Source organism: Paucibacter sp. TC2R-5, assembly GCF_025717605.1.
In the GTDB taxonomy this organism is placed as follows: Bacteria; Pseudomonadota; Gammaproteobacteria; order Burkholderiales; family Burkholderiaceae_C; genus Paucibacter_A; species Paucibacter_A albus.
The window spans coordinates 412,768-430,418 of the sequence record NZ_JAJIRQ010000003.1; the positions used below are offsets into that span (position 1 = coordinate 412,768).

Below are 17,651 nucleotides of genomic sequence, written 5' to 3' on the forward strand. Positions count from 1 at the left end.
TGGCATGAACCGAGAGTTGTTGGCCCTGTTCGTGCATGACATCAAGAACCAGCTGGGTGTACTTGAGGCCGAGTTGCACTTGCTGGAGGCCGAGCCCGACCGGGCACGCGCCCACCGCGCCCACCAGCATTGTTCGCAGTTGCGCCAGCGACTGATCGCCTATCTGACCCTCTACGCCTCGGACGACAGGCCCATGAGCGCACAGGCCGAGGATGAGTCGCCGCTGGATTTTCTGCAAAAGCTCTTGAAGGTGGACTCGCGGCCGGACGGCGCGCCGCTGCGCTTGGGCGAAGTGAGCCAGGCGCCGCCTTTTTGGTATTTTGACGCCCGCCTGGTGCTGCTGGCCATGGAGGCGGCACTGCACAATGCTTGGCGCTTTGCCCGCTCCGATGTCTCGCTAGGCGCCGCTCAAGTAGACGCTTACCTGGTGCTCTCGGTCGAGGATGACGGGCTGGGTCTGGGCAGCAAAGACCCATCTAGCCGCTCATCCACCGGCTTGGGGATGGAGCTCTGCGCGGCCGTCGCGCGCGCTCATAGAAACGGAGAGCGGCAGGGCCGGGTCTTGCTGGCGCCGCGCCCGGAAGGCGGCACCAAATTCGAGATCTGGCTGCCCTAAGCCTTGAAGGCCTGAAAAATCAGCCGCCCTGCCCCGCCAGCGCTTCACGCACGGCCGCCACTTGCCGCCGGGACACCGCCAACCACTCGTTGACACCGGCAATCCGGACCGCCCAACCGTCGGCACCGTCGGCGCTGTCACTGTTTGCTTCATCCTCCCCGGCATGGCTGACCGCATGGCGCTGCAACTCGCGCACCGCCGCCTTGGCCACCAAAGCATTGCGGTGCACGCGCAAAAAGCGCTCGCCCAAGCGCGGCTCCAGGTCCGACAAGCTGCCGTCCATCACCAGGCTTTGCGTAGCGGTGCGCAAAGTCAAATACTTCAGCTCGGCCTTGAAATAAAGCACCTCGGCCAAGGGCACGCGCAAGAGCCGGCCACGGTCGCTCACATTGATCACGCCGTCTGGCTCCCCAAGCGGCAAGCCCCGACCCTCTGGCTGGGCCTGCATGGCGGCGCGTTCGGCCAGGCGCTGAGCGACCCGCAGCAAAGCGGCTTGCAGGCGCTCGCGGCGTACCGGCTTGCTCAAGTAGTCGGTCGCCTCCAGCTCAAAAGCCTGCAGCGCATGCTCGGCATGGGCGGTGACAAACACCACCGCCGGGCTATTTCCGCCCTGCTGAGCCTGCGCCCGCAAGGCGCCGGCCAGTTGCAGCCCGTCGGGCCCGGGCATTTGCACATCCAGCAAGATCAGGTCGCAACGATGCTCGCGCAGCCAAGCTTGCGCCTGCGAAGCACTGCCGGCCTCGGCCAGCACCTCGGCGCGCGGGTCGACACAGCCTTCGAGCAAGCTGCGCAAGCGCAGCCGCGCCAATGGCTCGTCATCGACCAATAAAACCTTCAACAAGGACGGCACAGACATCAGGCAGCTCCAGTGAAAACCATCAGCGTGGCAACATGATGCGCACGCTGAAGCGCTCCGGCTCGCGCTTGAGCTCAAAGCGCGCGGCTACATCATGCATCAGGCGTAGGCGCTGGCGCACATTGCGCAGCGCCAAACCATGCCCGGATGTTTGGGCCGGCAGCCCCACTGTGTTGACCACGCAGATCTCCACCTCGCTGCCCAGACGCCGGGTGCTGATTTCGACGTCACCGCCCGCCTCATTAGGCTCGACGCCATGACGCACCGCATTCTCGACCAGGGGCTGCAACAACAAGGGTGGCACCTTGGCGGCGCCGGCGGCCGGATCTAAGCGCCAATGGATGCGCAAGCGCCCGTCAAAGCGGATCTGCTCTATATCGAGGTATCGGCGCGCCAGCTCAATCTCGGCGTCCAGGCTGACCACGGCCGTCGCATCGGCCAAAGCGACACGGAACAGCTCGCTCAAGTCCTCCAGCAGCCCCTCGGCCTTGTGCGGGTCCAGCCGCACCAGCGCAATCGCGCTGTTCAGCGTATTGAACAAGAAATGCGGCCGTATGCGCGCTTGCAACTCGACCAATTGCGCCATCGCGTCTGCCGGGCGCTGCGCCCGTTCGCGCTGCTTCAGCCAGAGCAAGAGCTGGCCCGCGCAGGCCGCACCGGCCAAGCTCACGCTGATCAGCCGAAACCCGCTGCTGGGCTCATCATTGGCCAGATTCAACAACTCCCAACCCGCCAAGGCGCACAGCGCCCCCAAAGCCAACAATACGGTCCATTGCCACAGCCCACGCAAGCCGGCCAATTGGCGGCGCGCGCTGCACACCAGCAGCAGCCAGGCCAGCACGGCCGACATCGTCACCACTGTGCCGCTGGCCATGTTCTGCATCCAGTGGCCCAGATCGCGCGAGACCAGCGCCAGCCCCAAGGCCAGCAAGCCCTGCACGCCCAACACCGCGCGCAGCACGAGGCCCACATGGCACACATCGAAAACCCGCGCGGGGTCGAACAAGGGCAGGACCGTGGCCTCGCTGCCATCGCTGGGCGCGAAGCCGAGGATGCTGCTCAGGTTGCCGCTGTCGGGCCAGTCCGGTCGCTTGCTGCTGGGTTTCAAGATTTTGCTTTCGCTCTGCGGCGTCTGGTGGAAGTGCGGCTCGATAGAATCGCGCTGCGCCGGATTGTCTGTCAAGCCGGCCCGCCTCTTTACTAACCGCCAGACCGCCCGCCATGTCCTCAGTCTCAGAAAATCCCCTTGCCAACAAAGCCCAAGCCTGGTCCGCGCTGTTTTCGGAGCCTATGAGCGACTTGGTCAAGCGCTACACCGCCAGCGTCTTCTTCGACAAGCGGCTCTGGGCGGCCGATATCGCAGGCAGCTTGGCGCATGCCGAGATGCTGATGGCGCAAGGGATTTTGAGTGCCGAAGACCACACCGCCATTCAGCAAGGCATGGCGACGATCAAGAGCGAGATCGAAGCTGGCAGCTTCGAGTGGCAGCTGGACCTGGAAGATGTGCACCTGAATATCGAAGCGCGCCTGACCGCGCTGATCGGCATTGCCGGCAAACGCCTGCACACCGGGCGCAGCCGCAATGACCAGGTCGCCACCGATGTGCGACTGTGGCTGCGCGGCGAGATCGATGAGCTGAGCGTCTTGTTGAACGCGCTGCAGACCGCGCTGGTCGATGTGGCCGAGAAGAACGCCGAGGTGATCCTGCCCGGCTTCACCCATCTGCAAGTCGCTCAGCCGGTCGCTTTTGGCCATCATTTACTGGCCTATGTGGAGATGTTTGCGCGCGATGCAGAGCGCTTCGCCGACGTGCGCCGGCGTGTCAACCGCTTGCCGCTGGGTGCGGCCGCACTCGCCGGCACCAGTTACCCACTTGACCGTGAACGTGTGGCAAAGACCTTGGGCATGGAGGCTGTGTGCCAAAACAGCCTCGATGCCGTCTCCGACCGTGACTTCGCGATCGAGTTCACGGCCGCCGCCTCCTTGGTGATGGTGCATATCTCGCGGCTGAGCGAAGAGTTGATTTTGTGGATGAGCCAGAGCTTTGGTTTCATCGACCTGGCGGACCGCTTTTGCACCGGCTCCTCCATCATGCCGCAGAAGAAAAATCCCGATGTGCCGGAGCTGGCACGGGGAAAAACCGGTCGCGTGGTCGGCCATCTGATGGGCTTGATCACCTTGATGAAGGGCCAGCCGCTGGCCTATAACAAGGACAACCAGGAAGACAAGGAGCCGCTGTTCGACACCGTTGACACGCTCAAGGACACGCTGCGCATCTTTGCCGAAATGATGGGCGGGCTGACCGTCAAACCCGAGGCCATGGAGCGCGCTGCGCTCAAGGGTTATGCCACCGCGACCGATCTGGCCGACTACCTGGTCAAGAAAGGCCTGGCCTTCCGCGACGCACATGAGATCGTCGCCCATGCGGTCAAAACCGCCATCGGCACCGGGCTTGATCTGTCGGCCCTGCCCTTGAGTGAGTTGCAGAAATTCGACGCCCGCATTGGCGAGGATGTGTTCGAGGTCTTATCTCTGCGCGGCTCGCTGAATGCTCGCAACATCTTGGGCGGCACCGCGCCGGCGCAGGTGCGGGCACAGATTGCGCGGCACCGGGTGCGCTTGGGCTGATTCAGGCAGAGACAGCCCAATTCGGCAGGCTTGTCAACCGCGCGGCCGACGGCCGCGCTAAGTGAAGCCTCGGCCGAAACTGGCCGCAAACTCAAGCTGCGGGCTTCATCGCCCCCCTGCCCTCATGATTCGAACTTTTTTGCTGGCCCTGGCGCTGCTGCTGTCCGGGGTACAAACCAGCCAAGCCCAAGTCGCTGACCCCCTGTGGCTGCAGTTGCTTGCGCACCTACAGGCGCAAAAGCAGGTGGTGCCGGATGAATCGGACACCTTGCTGATGCTGCCGCGCGAGGCCGGCGGTACCGGCGAGCGGGACTTCATCAGCCGCAAACTCGTTGGCTGGAAGGACGGCAAACCCAGCTACGAGATCGTGGCCGCCGAGCCCCCCATCTGGACCGATGATGATCTGCGCATCACCCGCGCCAACAAGGCCGATCAGCAGATTTCATCGGCCTTGGGCCAAGGCAATCAGCTGCTATTGCCGAGCACCCCGGTCAAGCGCAGCGATGGGCAGAGCCTTGACGGCAAACTCTGGACTCTGTTCGAAGCGCAGGACAAAGGATTTGGCCGCGACGTACTGATGCGCGCTTGGGTCGAGCCCGAAACAGGCCGCCCTCACCGCATCGATGTCAAGGGTCGCTTTTTGATGGTGCTGAGTTTGGACCTCAGCTCGCATTACGAAATTGCCAGCAAAGAGCGCTCACTGGCTAACAAAGTGACCGGAGAAATCAAGGCGGCGATACGCGGCAAGGGCCCCGAGGTTCGATTTGAAGTCGACGTCAAGTCCTGGGCCGAAGCCCCCGTGCCCATGTAATGCACGCATCCAATGCACGCAGCCTTGACTCAGCGCAAAGATTACGCGCTCAAAGCAGCGCTGCCGTCCTCACGCCGTCACACAGTACGCAGCCATCGTTTAAGCTGCTGACCCCATGAATACCCCAAGTACATTGACCTGGACCGATGCGCTGACGCTGAATCAGCCGCAGATCGATCAAACCCACCATGAATTCGTGACCTTGCTCAACGAGTTGGCTGAACTCTTGCCGACTTGCACCGAGCCCGCAGACGCCCTGCCCGCGTACCAGCGCTTGCTGACTCACACGGAGCAGCACTTCGCGATGGAAGAAGGCTTTATGGCCGCGACCGGCTTCGCCCCGGACAACTGCCACAGCAAGCAACACGCCATGGTGCTGGACGTGATGCGCCAGGTGCTGGTGCATACCCATGCCGAGCAGGATCTTGAGCCTATGCGCAATCTGCTGCCGGAACTGGTCAATTGGTTTCCGGCCCACGCCGAGATGATGGACGCGGCCTTGGTCTATCACATGAGCCAAGTTGGTTTTGACCCAGCAACCGGGGCAGCCAGCACAACAGCGCTGGTGGGCGCTGAGCCGATCAGCTCCTGCGGCAGCGGCAGCTGCGGCTGAAAAAATACGGTTGAACACCTGGCGCTGGCGGGTAGATTGACGTGCACTGCGCCGCTCCGCACTGCTGACAAGAGCTGACAGCCGCTGCGCCGACAATGCGCGCATGTCAACACCGACGCTGACCTCGACCATACTGCCCGAGCGCTTGATTGCGCATCTGGACATGGACGCGTTCTACGCCTCCGTGGAGTTGCTGCGTTACCCCGATTTGAAGGGCCAAGCGGTTGTGATCGGTGGGCGTCGCAGCCATGCACCGGTGACACTGGAAGACGGCAGCCGGCGCTACTCGCGGCTGCGCGACTACACCGGCCGTGGCGTCATCACCACCTCCACTTACGCCGCCCGCGATCTGGGCGTGTTCTCGGGCATGGGCCTGATGAAGGCGGCCCTGCGGGCACCTGATGCCATCCTCTTGCCGACCGACTTTGACGCCTACCGCCTCTACTCGCGCCTGTTCAAAGCGGCGGTGGCTGAGTTGGCGCCGGTGATTGAGGACAGGGGTATTGACGAAATCTACATCGACCTGAGTGACATCCCCGGCATCCGAGAAACCGTCGGCCATGACCCACTCGGCGGCCTGCGCGCAGTGGCACGCGAGATCAAGAACTCCGTTTTGCGTGCCACCGGCCTGACCTGCTCGATCGGTATCACCCCCAACAAGCTGCTGTCCAAGATCGCCTCCGATCTGGACAAGCCCGACGGCATCACGCTCCTGACCGAAGCCGATATCCCGACGCGCATCTGGCCGCTGGGCGTGCGCAAAATCAATGGCATCGGCCCCAAGGCGGCGGCCAAGCTGCTGGGATTGGGGATTGAAACCGTCGAGCAACTGGCGCGCGCCGAGCCGCAGATGCTGATCAACCAGTTTGGCAACAGCTTTGGCGCCTGGCTGCATGCGGCAGCGCATGGGCGCGACAAGCGCGCGGTGGTCACGCACAGCGAACCCGTCTCGATCAGCCGCGAGACCACGTTTGAGCGCGACCTGCATGCGGTGCATGACAAGGCCGAGCTGAGCACCATCTTCACCCGACTGTGCGAGCAAGTGGCCAGCGACCTGCTGCGCAAGGGCTATCAGGGCCGCACCATAGGTTTGAAGCTGCGCTTCGAGGGCTTTCATACCGTCACGCGTGACCTGACGCTGCCCCAGCCGACGCAAGATGCGCAAGCCATCCGCCGCGCCGCCGGAGCCTGCCTGAAGCGCGTGCCGCTGGACAAACGAATTCGGCTGCTCGGCGTGCGAGTGGGAGGCTTGAGCCGGCCCGGTGCCATTGACGCCCTGGGCAGCAAGCCGCGCAAGGTCGCAAGCACCACCGCCGGCCCAAGGCCGGAAAACCTCGCCTTGTTCTGACTGTTGTTTTCCGGTCTTGCGGGGCTTGATCCAGACCAGCGCAATGGGGCCACACACTGACAAGCCGCCGCAAAGCCCTTATCCTTGCGTCGCGCCACAAGCAGTGGCGCTCAAGTGTGCTGTTGCACATCAGCCAGGAGTGTCGAGCAAGTGTCAGACGCAGTGCCAGCGCCCGTTCAGTCCGCAGCATTTGATGAACTGCTGATGCGTCTCGCACGGCTGGCTAAACGGCACCCCTCATGCGCATTGCGCCGCTACGAGGTACTTGAACAGACGGCACGCGGCCGGGGCGATTTAGCGTGCGCCATCGACCTGCTCTACATCCGCTTCAATCTGCTCGAACACATGGGCCGGGCGCAGCAGCTGCAAGGCAGCCTGACACAGGCCCAAGCCCAGGCCGCATCGGCGGGCTTGCAATGCCAGGCCGCGCGCATGTTTGAAGCCCTGGGGCGCATTGCCTACCAAACCGGCGACTATTTGTTGGCGACCGAAAAATGGACGCGAGCACTCGATTTGGCGCAACTGGTCGGCGAGTTGCGCATCGGCGTTGCGGCACGCATTGGCCTGGGCCAGATCCACTACGCCATGGGCGCCTGGGACAACGGGCGGCGCTTTCATCGCGACGCCGCAGCCTTGCTGTCCAGCCTGGATGACAGCTATTTGGAGGCCAAGCTGGCCCTCAATCTGGGTGTGGGCAATTACGAGAATTCGCAGCTGGAGGAGGCCGAGGCCCAATTCAGCAAAGGTCTTGCGGCGGCCCGCCGGGGCCAGCACCTGGAGTTTGAGGCCGAAGCCCTTTGGCATCTGGCCCGCGCAGCCCTGCTGCGTGGGCAGACCGACCTGGCCGCACACCAGTGCCACCAGGCCTTGGAATTGGCCAGACGCCTGGGGCATCTATGGCTGGAGAGCGTCGCCAGCCAGACCTGGACCGAAGTTGCGCTGGCGCGCAACGACCAATCCGAGGCCCTGAAGAGCGCTCAACACGCGCTGGAGCAAGCGCTGCGCATACAGTCGCGTGCGCAGGAGAGCCGTTCACACCAGCAGTTGGCACAGCTCTACCAATCACAAGGCCAGCTGCAAGCCGCCCTGGGCCATTTGTGGAAGCATGTCGAGGTGCAAGCCGAGATCGAGCGCCTGAGCCTGCCCGAGCGCTTGGCCAAGCTGGCCCATTACGACCTCTCGCGCAAGCCGCCCGACGAAATGCTGCTGGAACTCTCGAACCAGCAATGGCCGCTCGACAGTGCCGCCGAACTCAAGCAGGCATTTGCGGAGCTGAGCACCAAGGCCGGCAAAATCCTGGCGCTGGACAGGGTCAGCCTGTGGTGGGCCCACCAGACGCCCGGCGTCTACCCCCTGTTGCAACATGAGTCGGATAAGGTCGAGTCAGGGGTCAATTGTGGGGAGCCGAGTATGACTGAAAATGGCGACTGCGCTGAAAGCACCTGCCTGAGCGAGCCTGCGCAGGCCGCCTACCTGAAACTGCTCACCCAGCGGCGCGAACCCTTGTTCCTGGCCGACTTGAGCCTGCACCCCTGCCTGCAGGAATTGATCGGCTTGGCGCCCATGCAGGGGGCCGCCTCGCAGATAGAAATCCCGCTTTTTGTGCAGCAGCAGCTGCGGGCCGTGCTCTGGCTGACCCAGCATGGGCAGCAGCGTGCCTGGTCACGCCAAGACCAGCTACAGGCCAGCCATCTGGGCAAGGTGTTCGAGCGTGTGCTGCTGAGTGCCGACCTGGCCCTGGCCCAGCAGACCCAGGCCTTGATGGAGCAGGAAAAAGCCGATGCCTTGGGTCGCCTGGTGGCCGGCGTGGCACATGAGGTCAATACGCCGATTGGCGTGGCAGTCACGGCCGCCTCCAGCGTGTCTGACAACGCGCAGCGGCTGGTTGACATGCTGGCCAGCGAACGCATCAGCCGCAGCGAGCTGCAGCAGCTCTCGGTTCGCCTGAATACCGGTTCAGACTTGGTCGAGCGCAATTTGGAGAGGGCCGCAAGCCTGATCGGCAACTTCAAGAAGGTCACCGTCGATCAGGCCTCGGAGGCGGTCAGCGAGTTCCCCTTGGCCGAATACTTGAACAGCGTGATTTCGGTGCTCAGCCCAGCACTGCGCAAGGCAGCCGTGGAGGTCAGCGTCAATGTGGATTCCGGCATCGAACTGTGCATGGCCTCCGGGCTGCTGACGCAGGTGATCTCGAACCTGATCATGAACAGCATCCACCACGCATTCCCTGACCGGCGCGGCGGCAAGATTCGAATCAGCGCGAGCCTGGACGGGCAACAGGTTTGCCTGGATGTGGCCGATGACGGTGTCGGCGTCAGTGCGGCGGTGCGGGCACGCATCTTCGAGCCCTTCTTCACAACCAAGCGCGGCCAGGGGGGCTCGGGCCTGGGCATGTACATCGTTCACTCCATCATGGGGCGCCTAGGCGGCAGCATCGAATTGCCCGAGGTCGAACAAGGCTTGTGCGTGCGTTTGCATTTGCCGCTGCTTGCCCACAAGGGCTGAGGCCTGGAATCAGGGCTTGCGCGTCGGCAAGCGCCATAACCACCAAGCCACGCAGGCGCAAGACGCGGCGGGCAGCCAAGCCCACAGCAGCGGCAGCTTGAACCAGGCCGTGACCGAGCCGAACAACATCATCACGCTGGCCAACTGCTTGGCGCGTAGCGGCACCGCGCGCGTGGCGCGCCAGTCGCGCACCATAGGGCCGAACAGCTTGTGGCTGAGCAACCAGCGCTCGCAGCGGCTGCTGCCGCGCGAAAAGCAAAACGCCGCCAACAGCACAAAAGGCGTGGTCGGCAGCAGCGGCACAAAGATGCCGACAAAGCCCAAGACCAAACTCGCGATGCCGGCCAATAGCCACAGCACGCGCTGCCAGGTGGGCAAGGGATTTACAAAATTCTCAGCGACAGGCATCAGCGACTCGTGGGTGGCAAACCTGGAAACGACAAACCGCGTTCCCATTCAACATTCTCTCAGCTAGCTCCGCTAGCATTGCCGCCAACAAGACCATAAAACACCGAGAGACTCCCATATGCCCGTGATCACCTGCATCGAAGACCTGCGCGTTCTGGCTCAAAAGCGCGTGCCGCGCATGTTCTATGACTATGCCGATTCCGGCTCATGGACCGAAGGCACTTACCGCGCCAATTCGGCGGACTTCCAGGCCATCAAGCTGCGCCAGCGGGTTGCGGTCAATCTGGAAAACCGCTCCACCGCGACGCAGATGATTGGCGTTGATGTGGCGATGCCGGTGGCGATTGCGCCGACCGGCCTGACCGGCATGCAGCATGCCGACGGCGAAATCCTGGCGGCGCGCGCGGCCGAGAAGTTCGGCATCCCGTTTACCTTGTCAACGATGAGCATCTGCTCGATCGAAGACGTGGCGGCTCGCACCCAAGCGCCGTTCTGGTTCCAGCTCTATGTGATGAAAGACCGCGCCTATATCGAGCGACTGATCGACCGGGCCAAGGCGGCGCGCTGCGGCGCGCTGGTCTTGACGCTGGACTTGCAAATCCTCGGCCAGCGCCACAAAGACATCAAGAACGGCCTGTCGGCGCCGCCTAAGCCAACCATCGCCAACCTGATCAACCTGATGACCAAGCCACGCTGGTGTCTGGGCATGTTGGGCACACCCCGGCGCCAGTTTGGCAATATCGTCGGCCATGTGAAGGGCGTAGAGAACATGGGCTCGCTATCCGAATGGACGGCCAAACAGTTCGACACCGCGCTCAACTGGGGCGATGTCGAGTGGATCAAAAAGCGTTGGGGCGGCAAGCTGATTCTGAAGGGCATCCAAGACGTAGAAGACGCAAGGCTGGCCGTCAATTCCGGCGCCGATGCCTTGATCGTCAGCAACCATGGCGGTCGCCAGCTTGACGGCGCCGAGTCCAGCATCCACGCGCTGCCCGCCATTGTTGACGCGGTGGGCAGCCAAATCGAAGTGCATATGGACGGCGGCATCCGCTCGGGGCAGGATGTGCTGAAGGCCCGCGCCCTGGGCGCACGCGGCACCTATATCGGCCGGGCGTTTTTATATGGCCTGGGCGCCATGGGTGAAGCCGGCGTAGCCAAGGCGCTGGAGATCATCCACAAGGAGCTGGACTTGACGATGGCGTTTTGCGGCCACACGCAGATCGACCAAGTCGGGCCGGATGTTTTGCTGCCACCCAGACTGCGCTGAAGCGCTCAGACTTCAGCGCTCCAAACGCCGCACCTTGGCGGTCTCGTTGCTGGCCTCGAACTCCAGCACGTAAGTGCCCAACATGCCGCGGCGCACCTTGACCTTGGGGTTCTTCAAATAGAGCACGGCCGAGCTGCCGTCCACGATCTGCCAAAGCTGGCCATTGGCTAATCGGATCACATGCTTGGGGCCCCAGCCTTCAAACAGCCCGCTGATCTCGCTTTCGACCTCCTGAGCTTCGGCTTTGCGAGCCTGCTGCTCGAGGCCAAAGCTGGCAGCGGCAGGCTGTGCAGTCGATACAGCTGCAGGAACAAGCGCAGGCGCCGCAGCCGCAGCCGCCGCCGCAGCTAGAGCCGGGTCAACTTGGCCCGGCGTCTTTAGGGCCGCCGCCTGCCCATCCACCCAAGTGTCATAGCAAAGCAAGCGAGCCTGAGCATCCGGCAATGCTCGGCATTGTTGCGGCGACGCCGGCTGGGCCAGCGCAGCAATGCAGGGAAGCAAGAGGCTGAAGCCGATTGCTGAGCCAAGGGTTTTGCAGTGATGTGGCATCGGGTTTCGGTCACTCTGGTCTGTGTCAATTCAGCATAGCATTCCCGGATCGCATTCAAACATGGGGCAACTCAGGGTCAGCAAGTGCCTGCAAACCAGCGTGCAAAACAGGCGAGCAGGCGGCCATACCGTACGAATGCTTGGTTAAACTGCGCTTACATAAGCAAGCATGGGGAATAACAATGGCAGGCAGCAGTAGCGACACCGATGGCGATAGCAAAGCAGCGACACCCAAGCGCGGCTTCAAGTTCCCCGGCGCCGTCACCACGCTGGCCATCGTCACCTTGCTGGTCTGGGTCGCGACGCTGTTTATTCCTTCCGGTCTATACCAGCTTGATGAGCATGGCTCGCCCATCCCCGGCACCTTCCAGCAGCAAGCCTCTCCCTTGAGCCTCAAGGAAGCGGCGGAGCAACTTGTGCTGGCGCCGGTCAATGGCGTTTACGGCTTGCACAACTCAAACACCAAGCGGGTGGACAGCGAAACCGTCGGCCGCATGTTCGGGCAGATCGGCGTAATCGTGTTCATCATGGCGATCGGCGCCTTTATCTCGGTCAGCTTCGCCACTCGCGCGCTAGAAGTAGCGGTAGCGGCACTCGCCGACCGGCTGCGGGAGAAAGGCTGGATGTTGATCGCCGCCGTGATGACGCTGTTCTCGCTGCTCGGCTCCACCATGGGCTTTTCGGTCGAAACGCTGGGTTTTTACGCACTCTTCATCCCGCTGATGACAGCCCTCGGCTACGACAGACTGGTGACTGCGGCCATGATCATCATCGGCGCCTTGGTCGGCGTGATGAGTTCGACCGTCAACCCCTTTTCCATTGGCGTGGCTGCCGGCGAGGCAGGCATCTCGATTGGCGACGGCATTGGCTTGCGTTTTGTACTGTGGGTGGTGCTGACAGCGATGTCCATAGGCTGGGTGCTGCGCTATGCGGCCAAGGTGCGCCGCGACCCCTCGGCGTCGCTGGTGGGTTGGGATACGCAGCAGGACACCGCTGCGGCCGCCGAACAAAGCCCAAGTGCTGACGCGCAAGCCCGGCTGACCGGCACGCAAAAATGGGTGCTGCTGATCACGGCGCTGGCTTTTGGGCTGATGATCTTCTCCGTCATCCCCTGGTCCAGCGTGCTAGGCGGCCGCGCCGGTGCGGCCGATTACTACGGCTTGCACGCGGTGGTGGGGGCAACGCCTTTTTGGTTCGAGCTGAACTGGTGGTTTCCGCAGCTGGCGATGCTCTTCATTCTGGCCTCGGTGCTGGTCGGCATCGTCGCGGGCATGGGCGAGAAGGAGACGGTGCGGCTGATTGCCGCCGGCGCCTCCGACATGATGGGCCCGGCCATGGTGGTGCTCTTGGCCGGCGGGGTGTCGGTGATCATGAACAACACGCAAACGCTGGACACAATTTTGCACTCGATGGAACGCTTGGTGACCGGCGCTTCGGCGGGCTTTTTCGTCTTCCTGACCGTGTTGGTGAATATCCCGTTGGCCATTTTGATTCCGTCCAGTTCCGGCCATGGCGCGCTGGCCATGCCTTTGCTGGCGCCCTTGGCCGACTTTGCGCAGGTCAGCCGGGCCAGCACCATCACCGCCTGGATCATGGGTCACGGCCTGGCGCTGCTGATGGCGCCGACCAGCGTGGTGCTGGTCGGCGGACTTGCCATCGCCAAGGTCGGCTACGACAAATACCTGCGCTTCGTCTGGCCGCTGCTCTTGGCCTTGTTTGCCGTATCGACCTTGATCATCGGGATTGCGGCGACGCTGGAGTGAAGCCGGAATCAGGTCAAGGCGTGACCGTGGCCGTCACCGTCAAGCCTGTGTAGGCGCTATAGCCGTAGACGCCGACGTAATAGGTACCCGCTGCCGCTGAAGTGATGCTGCAGGTCTCTGCACTGGTGGAGCCGTCGCTCTTGCAGCCATAGGTAGTGGTCGTGGGCCGCAAGTCCTTGCGCACGAACAGATCGGCGTCGCCATTGCTGCCCCTGACGGTGACCGTCAATTTGCTCGCGCTGCTTGGCAAGTTGATCGCGTAATAACTCCAAACCCCGGTGGCACCGCTTTGATTGAGCAGAGGCACACCGCTGGTCAAGGGCGTAGCGGGAATTTCGCTGCCACCGGTCAAACTGCCCTGCATCGCGTAGTAGCCCACCGACGAATAGTTCGAAAAGCCATTCTGCGGCGTGCCCTCGGCGCCGCCCTGAATTTTGAGCTGATAACTGCCGGCACCGAGTTGCAGATTCTTGAACTCGGCCGAGCGGTTGACGGCCAGATTGCTGCGCGCCACCACTTGACCGGCGGCATTGATGATGGAGGCGTCCACGTCCAGCATGCGCAGGTACTCGATCGGATCGATGCGCAGATTCAGCACACCCGAAGCCGCGACCGTGAAGTTGAAGACATCGCTGTCGCTATTGCGCTCGATCTGGCCCCAGTTGTCCTGCGGGTTGATCTCCCCGGCCGCGCGCAACGCCAGCGCCTTGCCGCTGACGTTGTCATCCGCCACATAGGGCACCGACTCATTGACCGTCATGATGCGGAAATCATCTTCCTGGTTATTGGCCGTGCTGTACTCGCCACGGCTCCAGGTAAATAACTGGTTGGCCCAGCTGCCCCCCATCCAGTAATTGCCCATGATGGGGCCCCACTGGTAGGCGGCAATGCCTTCGAAATACTCGCCGCCCGTGCCGCCGCCGTCATGCGACATGCCCATCTGGTGGCCGACCTCATGCGCGCCCGTCATGCCGATGCCGTAGCCATAGTCAAAACCGGCCGAGGGGTTGCGGTAGAGCGTGCCGGCCGAGGTGGTGCCGAAGGACTGCAGCGGCGCAAACGAGCGGCCGTCCTGGTTGACGAAGTTGATGATGCCGGTGCGCAAGGTATTGGCCGCGCGCGCAGCGTCATAGACAGTCCGGTTGGTGGTGACGTTCATATTCAGCATCGAATACTGATCGGCCACCGATTGCCAGGCCCGGTACATCTGCTCCTTGCTGACACCGTTGAGCGGCGTGCTGCCGCTCATCACCGCTGCGGTATTGAGATAGAACACCCAGGGGCTGCCGGGCTTGCTCTCCAGCTTGGTGACGTCTTGATTGGCGTAGGGGCCGATATGCGGCGCCTGGCGCAGAGCCATCGGGCTGTACGTCGGCGCGGCCACGGCCAAAGTGCTGACCCCTTGCGCCAAGGCATAGTCGCGCTGAAACTTCTCCTCGAAGTCAGGGAATACCTTGGTGTACGGCACCTCGCGCACCGTCACCTGCCCCAGTTCATTGCTGCTGTACTCGAAGGCCTTGCGGCCGTCATTGAGGGCCAAAAAACCATGTAGCTTCTTGCTATTGCCCTTCAAAAAGAACACCGAGTTCGCATTGCCCAGCGCATGACCGGAGATCGAAACTTGGCCGTTCTTGTCAAAGAAGTCCTTGATGTGTACGGCCAGCGAGTCGGCCCCCAGCGTGCGGAAAAAAGTCGTGCGCGCGCCCTTGTGCTGATCGCGCAAGGCCTGAATGACTTGCTCGCCGCTGCCGATATCGACGCTCAAAGCATTGGCAAGATCGGCAGGCTGGGCCTGCGTCAGGCCGGCGAGGGACAGCATGGCCGCCAGGGCCAGCGATCTTCTTTTGTACATAGTGAGAGTCTCCGAGCAAAGTGTTGAGGGTTCGCCGCGCTTGTGGCCAGCGCCGGCAGTGTCCTCGCCCCTGGCTCGGGCCGGGTATAGGCATAGTTGACAGGGTCGCAGCAAAGCACATTCGCTTCACGGCGCCCCGCCACCGCTCACGCTATGACGGGATAGTCTCCAAACCCTTCCGGCCAAGCGGTCAGCAACTCGAAGCCGCTGGCGGTGACCAGCACCATATGCTCCCATTGCGCCGACAGGCTGCGGTCCTGGGTGACCACGGTCCAGCCGTCGGCGAGTTCTTTGATACCGCGCTTGCCGGCGTTGATCATCGGCTCGATGGTGAAGATCATGCCGGCCTGCAGCTTCATGCCCTCGCCCGGCTGGCCGAAATGGTTGACATGGGGTTGGTCGTGATAGACGTCGCCGATGCCGTGGCCACCATACTCGCGCACGACGCTGAAGCCCGCGCGGTGCGCCACGCTCTGGATCGCATGCCCGATATCGCCCAGCGTGGCGCCGGGGCGCACCTTGAGGATGCCGGCCCGCAGCGCCTCGTAAGTGGTGTTGACCAGGCGGCGCGCTTGCGGCTTGGGCTCACCGACAAAATACATGCGGCTGGTGTCACCGAACCAGCCGTCCTTGATCAGCGCCACATCGAGGTTGACGATGTCGCCATTCTTGAGGATTCTTGTCGGCGAGGGGATGCCATGGCAGACCACCTCATTGACCGAGCTGCACAGCGTCTTGGGGTAGCCGTGATAGCCGATATTGGCCGGCGTGACGCCCAACTCATCGACGATGTAGTCATGGCAGATTTTGTCCAGCGCATCGGTGCTGACACCGGGCTGCACATGCGGCGTGATCATCTGCAAGACCTGGGCGGCCAAGCGGCCGGCCTCCCTGGCCTTGGCAATTTCTTCCGCACCCCGAATCTTCACTGAATTGCCTCTCATGCAGGAAGCCCTCCTTTTTGCACGCCTTGCGGCGGCGCTTGCTCATCCGGCAACAGAACCCGCCCAAACAAAAACTTGACCGCCAGCAGCAAGACGCCGGCACTGGCCACCAAGACCGCATGCAGGCCCCAGAACTCGGTACCCGGCATCTCATCGAGCAAGCCGGCCAGCCAACCGACAAAACTATTGCCCAGGAACAGGTGCAAGTAGTAGATGCCAATCATCAAGCCCTCCAGCCGGCGCGGTGCGGCGCGCGAGTACAGCGCGATGCCAACCGGCAAGATATTGGCGAAGCCCAGGTTGTTGATCAAGGTGTAGCCCAGCGTCCAGACGAAGCTGACCTTCTCGTTGGTACCGGCGATTGAGCCGGCGGCAATCACCAACAGCGCCGGCGCGCAGGCCGCGAGCAAGGCGCCGAAAGCCATCTTGGTCAGTTCATCGGGCTCACGCCGGCGCGTCGCCCACCAGCGCCAGAACGCGATCGAGGCCACCATGGTCGAGGTGCTGATCAACGCGTCCACCGCCTGCAGCCAGCTCACCGGCACCTGAAAGCCGAACAGCAGCAAGTCCATATGCTTTTGCGACCACAGCGGGTAGGCATTGTTGAACTGCTGGTTGCCGACGATGGACAGCATCAGCACAGGGATCAGCGCGATCAGCAGCACGAATCTGGCCTTTTCTTGGCTCGTCATGCGCGGCCTGGCCTCGCCCTCTCTGCGCACTGCCGTCTTGACGCGAGCCTCCTCGGGCGGCAAGTAGCGCCGCCCGGCCAGGTAGACCACCAAACCGATCAACATGCCCACACCGGCCGCACCAAAGCCCCAGTGCCAAGCCACCTTCTCGCCCAGCGTGCCGCAGACGATGGGCGCCAGGATCACCGCCATCTGCACCGACAGCATGAAGATCTGGAAAGCGCTGGCACGACGCTTGTCGCCGGGCGCATAGAGCGCGCCGACTTGCGCCGCGATATTGCCCTTGAAGCAACCAACACCCAGCAGCAAGCAAGCCAGGGCCAGCAAAAAGCTCGCCTCAAATGCCATCAAGAAATGCCCAAGCGCCATCAGGCTGGCGCCTATCACGACGGTGCGGGTGCGACCGAGCAGCCGGTCGGCCAGCAAGCCGCCAAATATTGGCGTTAGGTAGACCAGGCCCGCATAAAGGCCAAACACGGCCGAGGCCAGTTGCTGCGGCGAGCGCGGCCCGGTGGCCCGCTCGATAAAGGCCCGCAGGGCGTCGATGCCGGCGACATTGCCGATGTTCTCGGGCAGGAACAGGTAGTTGCTGAGGTAGAGCACCAGCAGCGCCTGCATGCCGTAATAGGAGAAGCGCTCCCAGAATTCACAGAATGCCAGCCAACCCAGGCCGGCGGGATGACCGAGAAAGGCTCGGTCTTGTTTAAGGCGAAGATCGCCAGGAGTGAGAGAGGACACGGACTAAAATGCTCATAGAAAATTGCTCAGCCGAGACTGTCCACCAGCCGAGGCGCGCATG

Annotated in this window: 15 protein-coding genes; 8 read left to right on the forward strand and 7 right to left on the reverse strand. The window is 62.7% G+C overall.

Going from position 1 to position 17,651, the window contains the following annotated elements; genetic code table 11:
• Positions 1-4 precede the first annotated feature (4 nt).
• Entirely contained in the window at positions 5-616 is a 612-nt protein-coding gene (locus LNV08_RS08845; RefSeq protein ID WP_263533323.1) for a sensor histidine kinase, read from the forward strand.
• Between the two features lie 19 nt (positions 617-635).
• On the opposite strand, the gene LNV08_RS08850 is transcribed toward LNV08_RS08845, so the two are convergent.
• Both LNV08_RS08850 and LNV08_RS08855 read right to left on the reverse strand, forming a co-directional pair.
• Positions 636-1,472 carry a LytR/AlgR family response regulator transcription factor gene (locus LNV08_RS08850; RefSeq protein ID WP_263533324.1) on the reverse strand — a complete coding sequence of 279 codons (837 nt, stop codon included), beginning with the start codon at positions 1,470-1,472 and terminating at the stop codon, positions 636-638.
• Positions 1,473-1,494: 22 nt separating this feature from the next.
• Positions 1,495-2,655: a sensor histidine kinase gene (locus LNV08_RS08855; protein ID WP_263533325.1), complete on the reverse strand. Its 1,161-nt coding sequence runs from the start codon at positions 2,653-2,655 to the stop codon at positions 1,495-1,497.
• A 38-nt stretch (positions 2,656-2,693) separates the two neighbouring features.
• Here LNV08_RS08855 and argH point away from each other — a divergent pair, with 38 nt between their 5' ends.
• From argH to LNV08_RS08880, 5 genes are all read left to right on the forward strand, one after another.
• Complete coding sequence (argH, locus tag LNV08_RS08860) at positions 2,694-4,100, forward strand: argininosuccinate lyase (protein ID WP_263533326.1); 1,407 nt, start codon at positions 2,694-2,696, stop codon at positions 4,098-4,100.
• Positions 4,101-4,224: 124 nt separating this feature from the next.
• Positions 4,225-4,911, forward strand: coding sequence for a hypothetical protein (locus LNV08_RS08865; RefSeq protein WP_263533327.1), 687 nt, complete (start codon positions 4,225-4,227; stop codon positions 4,909-4,911).
• Positions 4,912-5,026: 115 nt separating this feature from the next.
• Complete coding sequence (locus tag LNV08_RS08870) at positions 5,027-5,524, forward strand: hemerythrin domain-containing protein (RefSeq protein WP_263533328.1); 498 nt, start codon at positions 5,027-5,029, stop codon at positions 5,522-5,524.
• A gap of 103 nt (positions 5,525-5,627) precedes the next feature.
• Positions 5,628-6,872, forward strand: coding sequence for a DNA polymerase IV (gene dinB / locus LNV08_RS08875; protein WP_263533329.1), 1,245 nt, complete (start codon positions 5,628-5,630; stop codon positions 6,870-6,872).
• Between the two features lie 204 nt (positions 6,873-7,076).
• Positions 7,077-9,377 (forward strand): ATP-binding protein, encoded by a 2,301-nt coding sequence (locus LNV08_RS08880; RefSeq protein ID WP_263533330.1) that lies wholly within the window; start codon positions 7,077-7,079, stop codon positions 9,375-9,377.
• A gap of 9 nt (positions 9,378-9,386) precedes the next feature.
• On the opposite strand, the gene LNV08_RS08885 is transcribed toward LNV08_RS08880, so the two are convergent.
• The gene (locus LNV08_RS08885) at positions 9,387-9,785 is read right to left on the reverse strand and encodes a YbaN family protein (RefSeq protein WP_263533331.1); all 399 of its coding nucleotides are present in this window, start codon (positions 9,783-9,785) and stop codon (positions 9,387-9,389) included.
• Positions 9,786-9,903: 118 nt separating this feature from the next.
• Here LNV08_RS08885 and LNV08_RS08890 point away from each other — a divergent pair, with 118 nt between their 5' ends.
• Positions 9,904-11,052, forward strand: coding sequence for an L-lactate dehydrogenase (locus LNV08_RS08890; RefSeq protein ID WP_263533332.1), 1,149 nt, complete (start codon positions 9,904-9,906; stop codon positions 11,050-11,052).
• 12 nt (positions 11,053-11,064) lie between these two features.
• Here LNV08_RS08890 and LNV08_RS08895 read toward each other — a convergent pair whose 3' ends face one another.
• Positions 11,065-11,553: a hypothetical protein gene (locus LNV08_RS08895; RefSeq protein ID WP_263533333.1), complete on the reverse strand. Its 489-nt coding sequence runs from the start codon at positions 11,551-11,553 to the stop codon at positions 11,065-11,067.
• Positions 11,554-11,783: 230 nt separating this feature from the next.
• On the opposite strand from LNV08_RS08895, the gene LNV08_RS08900 reads away from it, so the two are divergent.
• Entirely contained in the window at positions 11,784-13,364 is a 1,581-nt protein-coding gene (locus LNV08_RS08900; RefSeq protein WP_263533334.1) for a YfcC family protein, read from the forward strand.
• Positions 13,365-13,377: 13 nt separating this feature from the next.
• Here LNV08_RS08900 and LNV08_RS08905 read toward each other — a convergent pair whose 3' ends face one another.
• The 3 genes from LNV08_RS08905 to LNV08_RS08915 all read right to left on the reverse strand — a co-directional run bounded on the left by LNV08_RS08905 (position 13,378) and on the right by LNV08_RS08915 (position 17,590).
• Positions 13,378-15,216 (reverse strand): pre-peptidase C-terminal domain-containing protein, encoded by a 1,839-nt coding sequence (locus tag LNV08_RS08905; protein ID WP_263533335.1) that lies wholly within the window; start codon positions 15,214-15,216, stop codon positions 13,378-13,380.
• Positions 15,217-15,362: 146 nt separating this feature from the next.
• Complete coding sequence (gene map / locus LNV08_RS08910; RefSeq protein WP_263533336.1) at positions 15,363-16,160, reverse strand: type I methionyl aminopeptidase; 798 nt, start codon at positions 16,158-16,160, stop codon at positions 15,363-15,365.
• Positions 16,157-17,590: a peptide MFS transporter gene (locus LNV08_RS08915; RefSeq protein WP_263533337.1), complete on the reverse strand. Its 1,434-nt coding sequence runs from the start codon at positions 17,588-17,590 to the stop codon at positions 16,157-16,159. The genes map and LNV08_RS08915 overlap by 4 nt, the downstream gene beginning before the upstream one ends.
• Positions 17,591-17,651 lie beyond the last annotated feature (61 nt).

Bases quoted from the DNA above. Each gene is read 5' to 3' on its own strand.
- LNV08_RS08845 (WP_263533323.1), top strand. From the start codon at position 5: ATGAACCGAGAGTTGTTGGCCCTGTTCGTGCATGACATCAAGAACCAG.
- LNV08_RS08850 (WP_263533324.1), bottom strand. From the start codon at position 1,472: ATGTCTGTGCCGTCCTTGTTGAAGGTTTTATTGGTCGATGACGAGCCA.
- argH (WP_263533326.1), top strand. From the start codon at position 2,694: ATGTCCTCAGTCTCAGAAAATCCCCTTGCCAACAAAGCCCAAGCCTGG.
- LNV08_RS08865 (WP_263533327.1), top strand. From the start codon at position 4,225: ATGATTCGAACTTTTTTGCTGGCCCTGGCGCTGCTGCTGTCCGGGGTA.
- LNV08_RS08870 (WP_263533328.1), top strand. From the start codon at position 5,027: ATGAATACCCCAAGTACATTGACCTGGACCGATGCGCTGACGCTGAAT.
- dinB (WP_263533329.1), top strand. From the start codon at position 5,628: ATGTCAACACCGACGCTGACCTCGACCATACTGCCCGAGCGCTTGATT.
- LNV08_RS08880 (WP_263533330.1), top strand. From the start codon at position 7,077: ATGCGTCTCGCACGGCTGGCTAAACGGCACCCCTCATGCGCATTGCGC.
- LNV08_RS08885 (WP_263533331.1), bottom strand. From the start codon at position 9,785: ATGCCTGTCGCTGAGAATTTTGTAAATCCCTTGCCCACCTGGCAGCGC.
- LNV08_RS08890 (WP_263533332.1), top strand. From the start codon at position 9,904: ATGCCCGTGATCACCTGCATCGAAGACCTGCGCGTTCTGGCTCAAAAG.
- LNV08_RS08900 (WP_263533334.1), top strand. From the start codon at position 11,784: ATGGCAGGCAGCAGTAGCGACACCGATGGCGATAGCAAAGCAGCGACA.
- LNV08_RS08905 (WP_263533335.1), bottom strand. From the start codon at position 15,216: ATGTACAAAAGAAGATCGCTGGCCCTGGCGGCCATGCTGTCCCTCGCC.
- map (WP_263533336.1), bottom strand. From the start codon at position 16,160: ATGAGAGGCAATTCAGTGAAGATTCGGGGTGCGGAAGAAATTGCCAAG.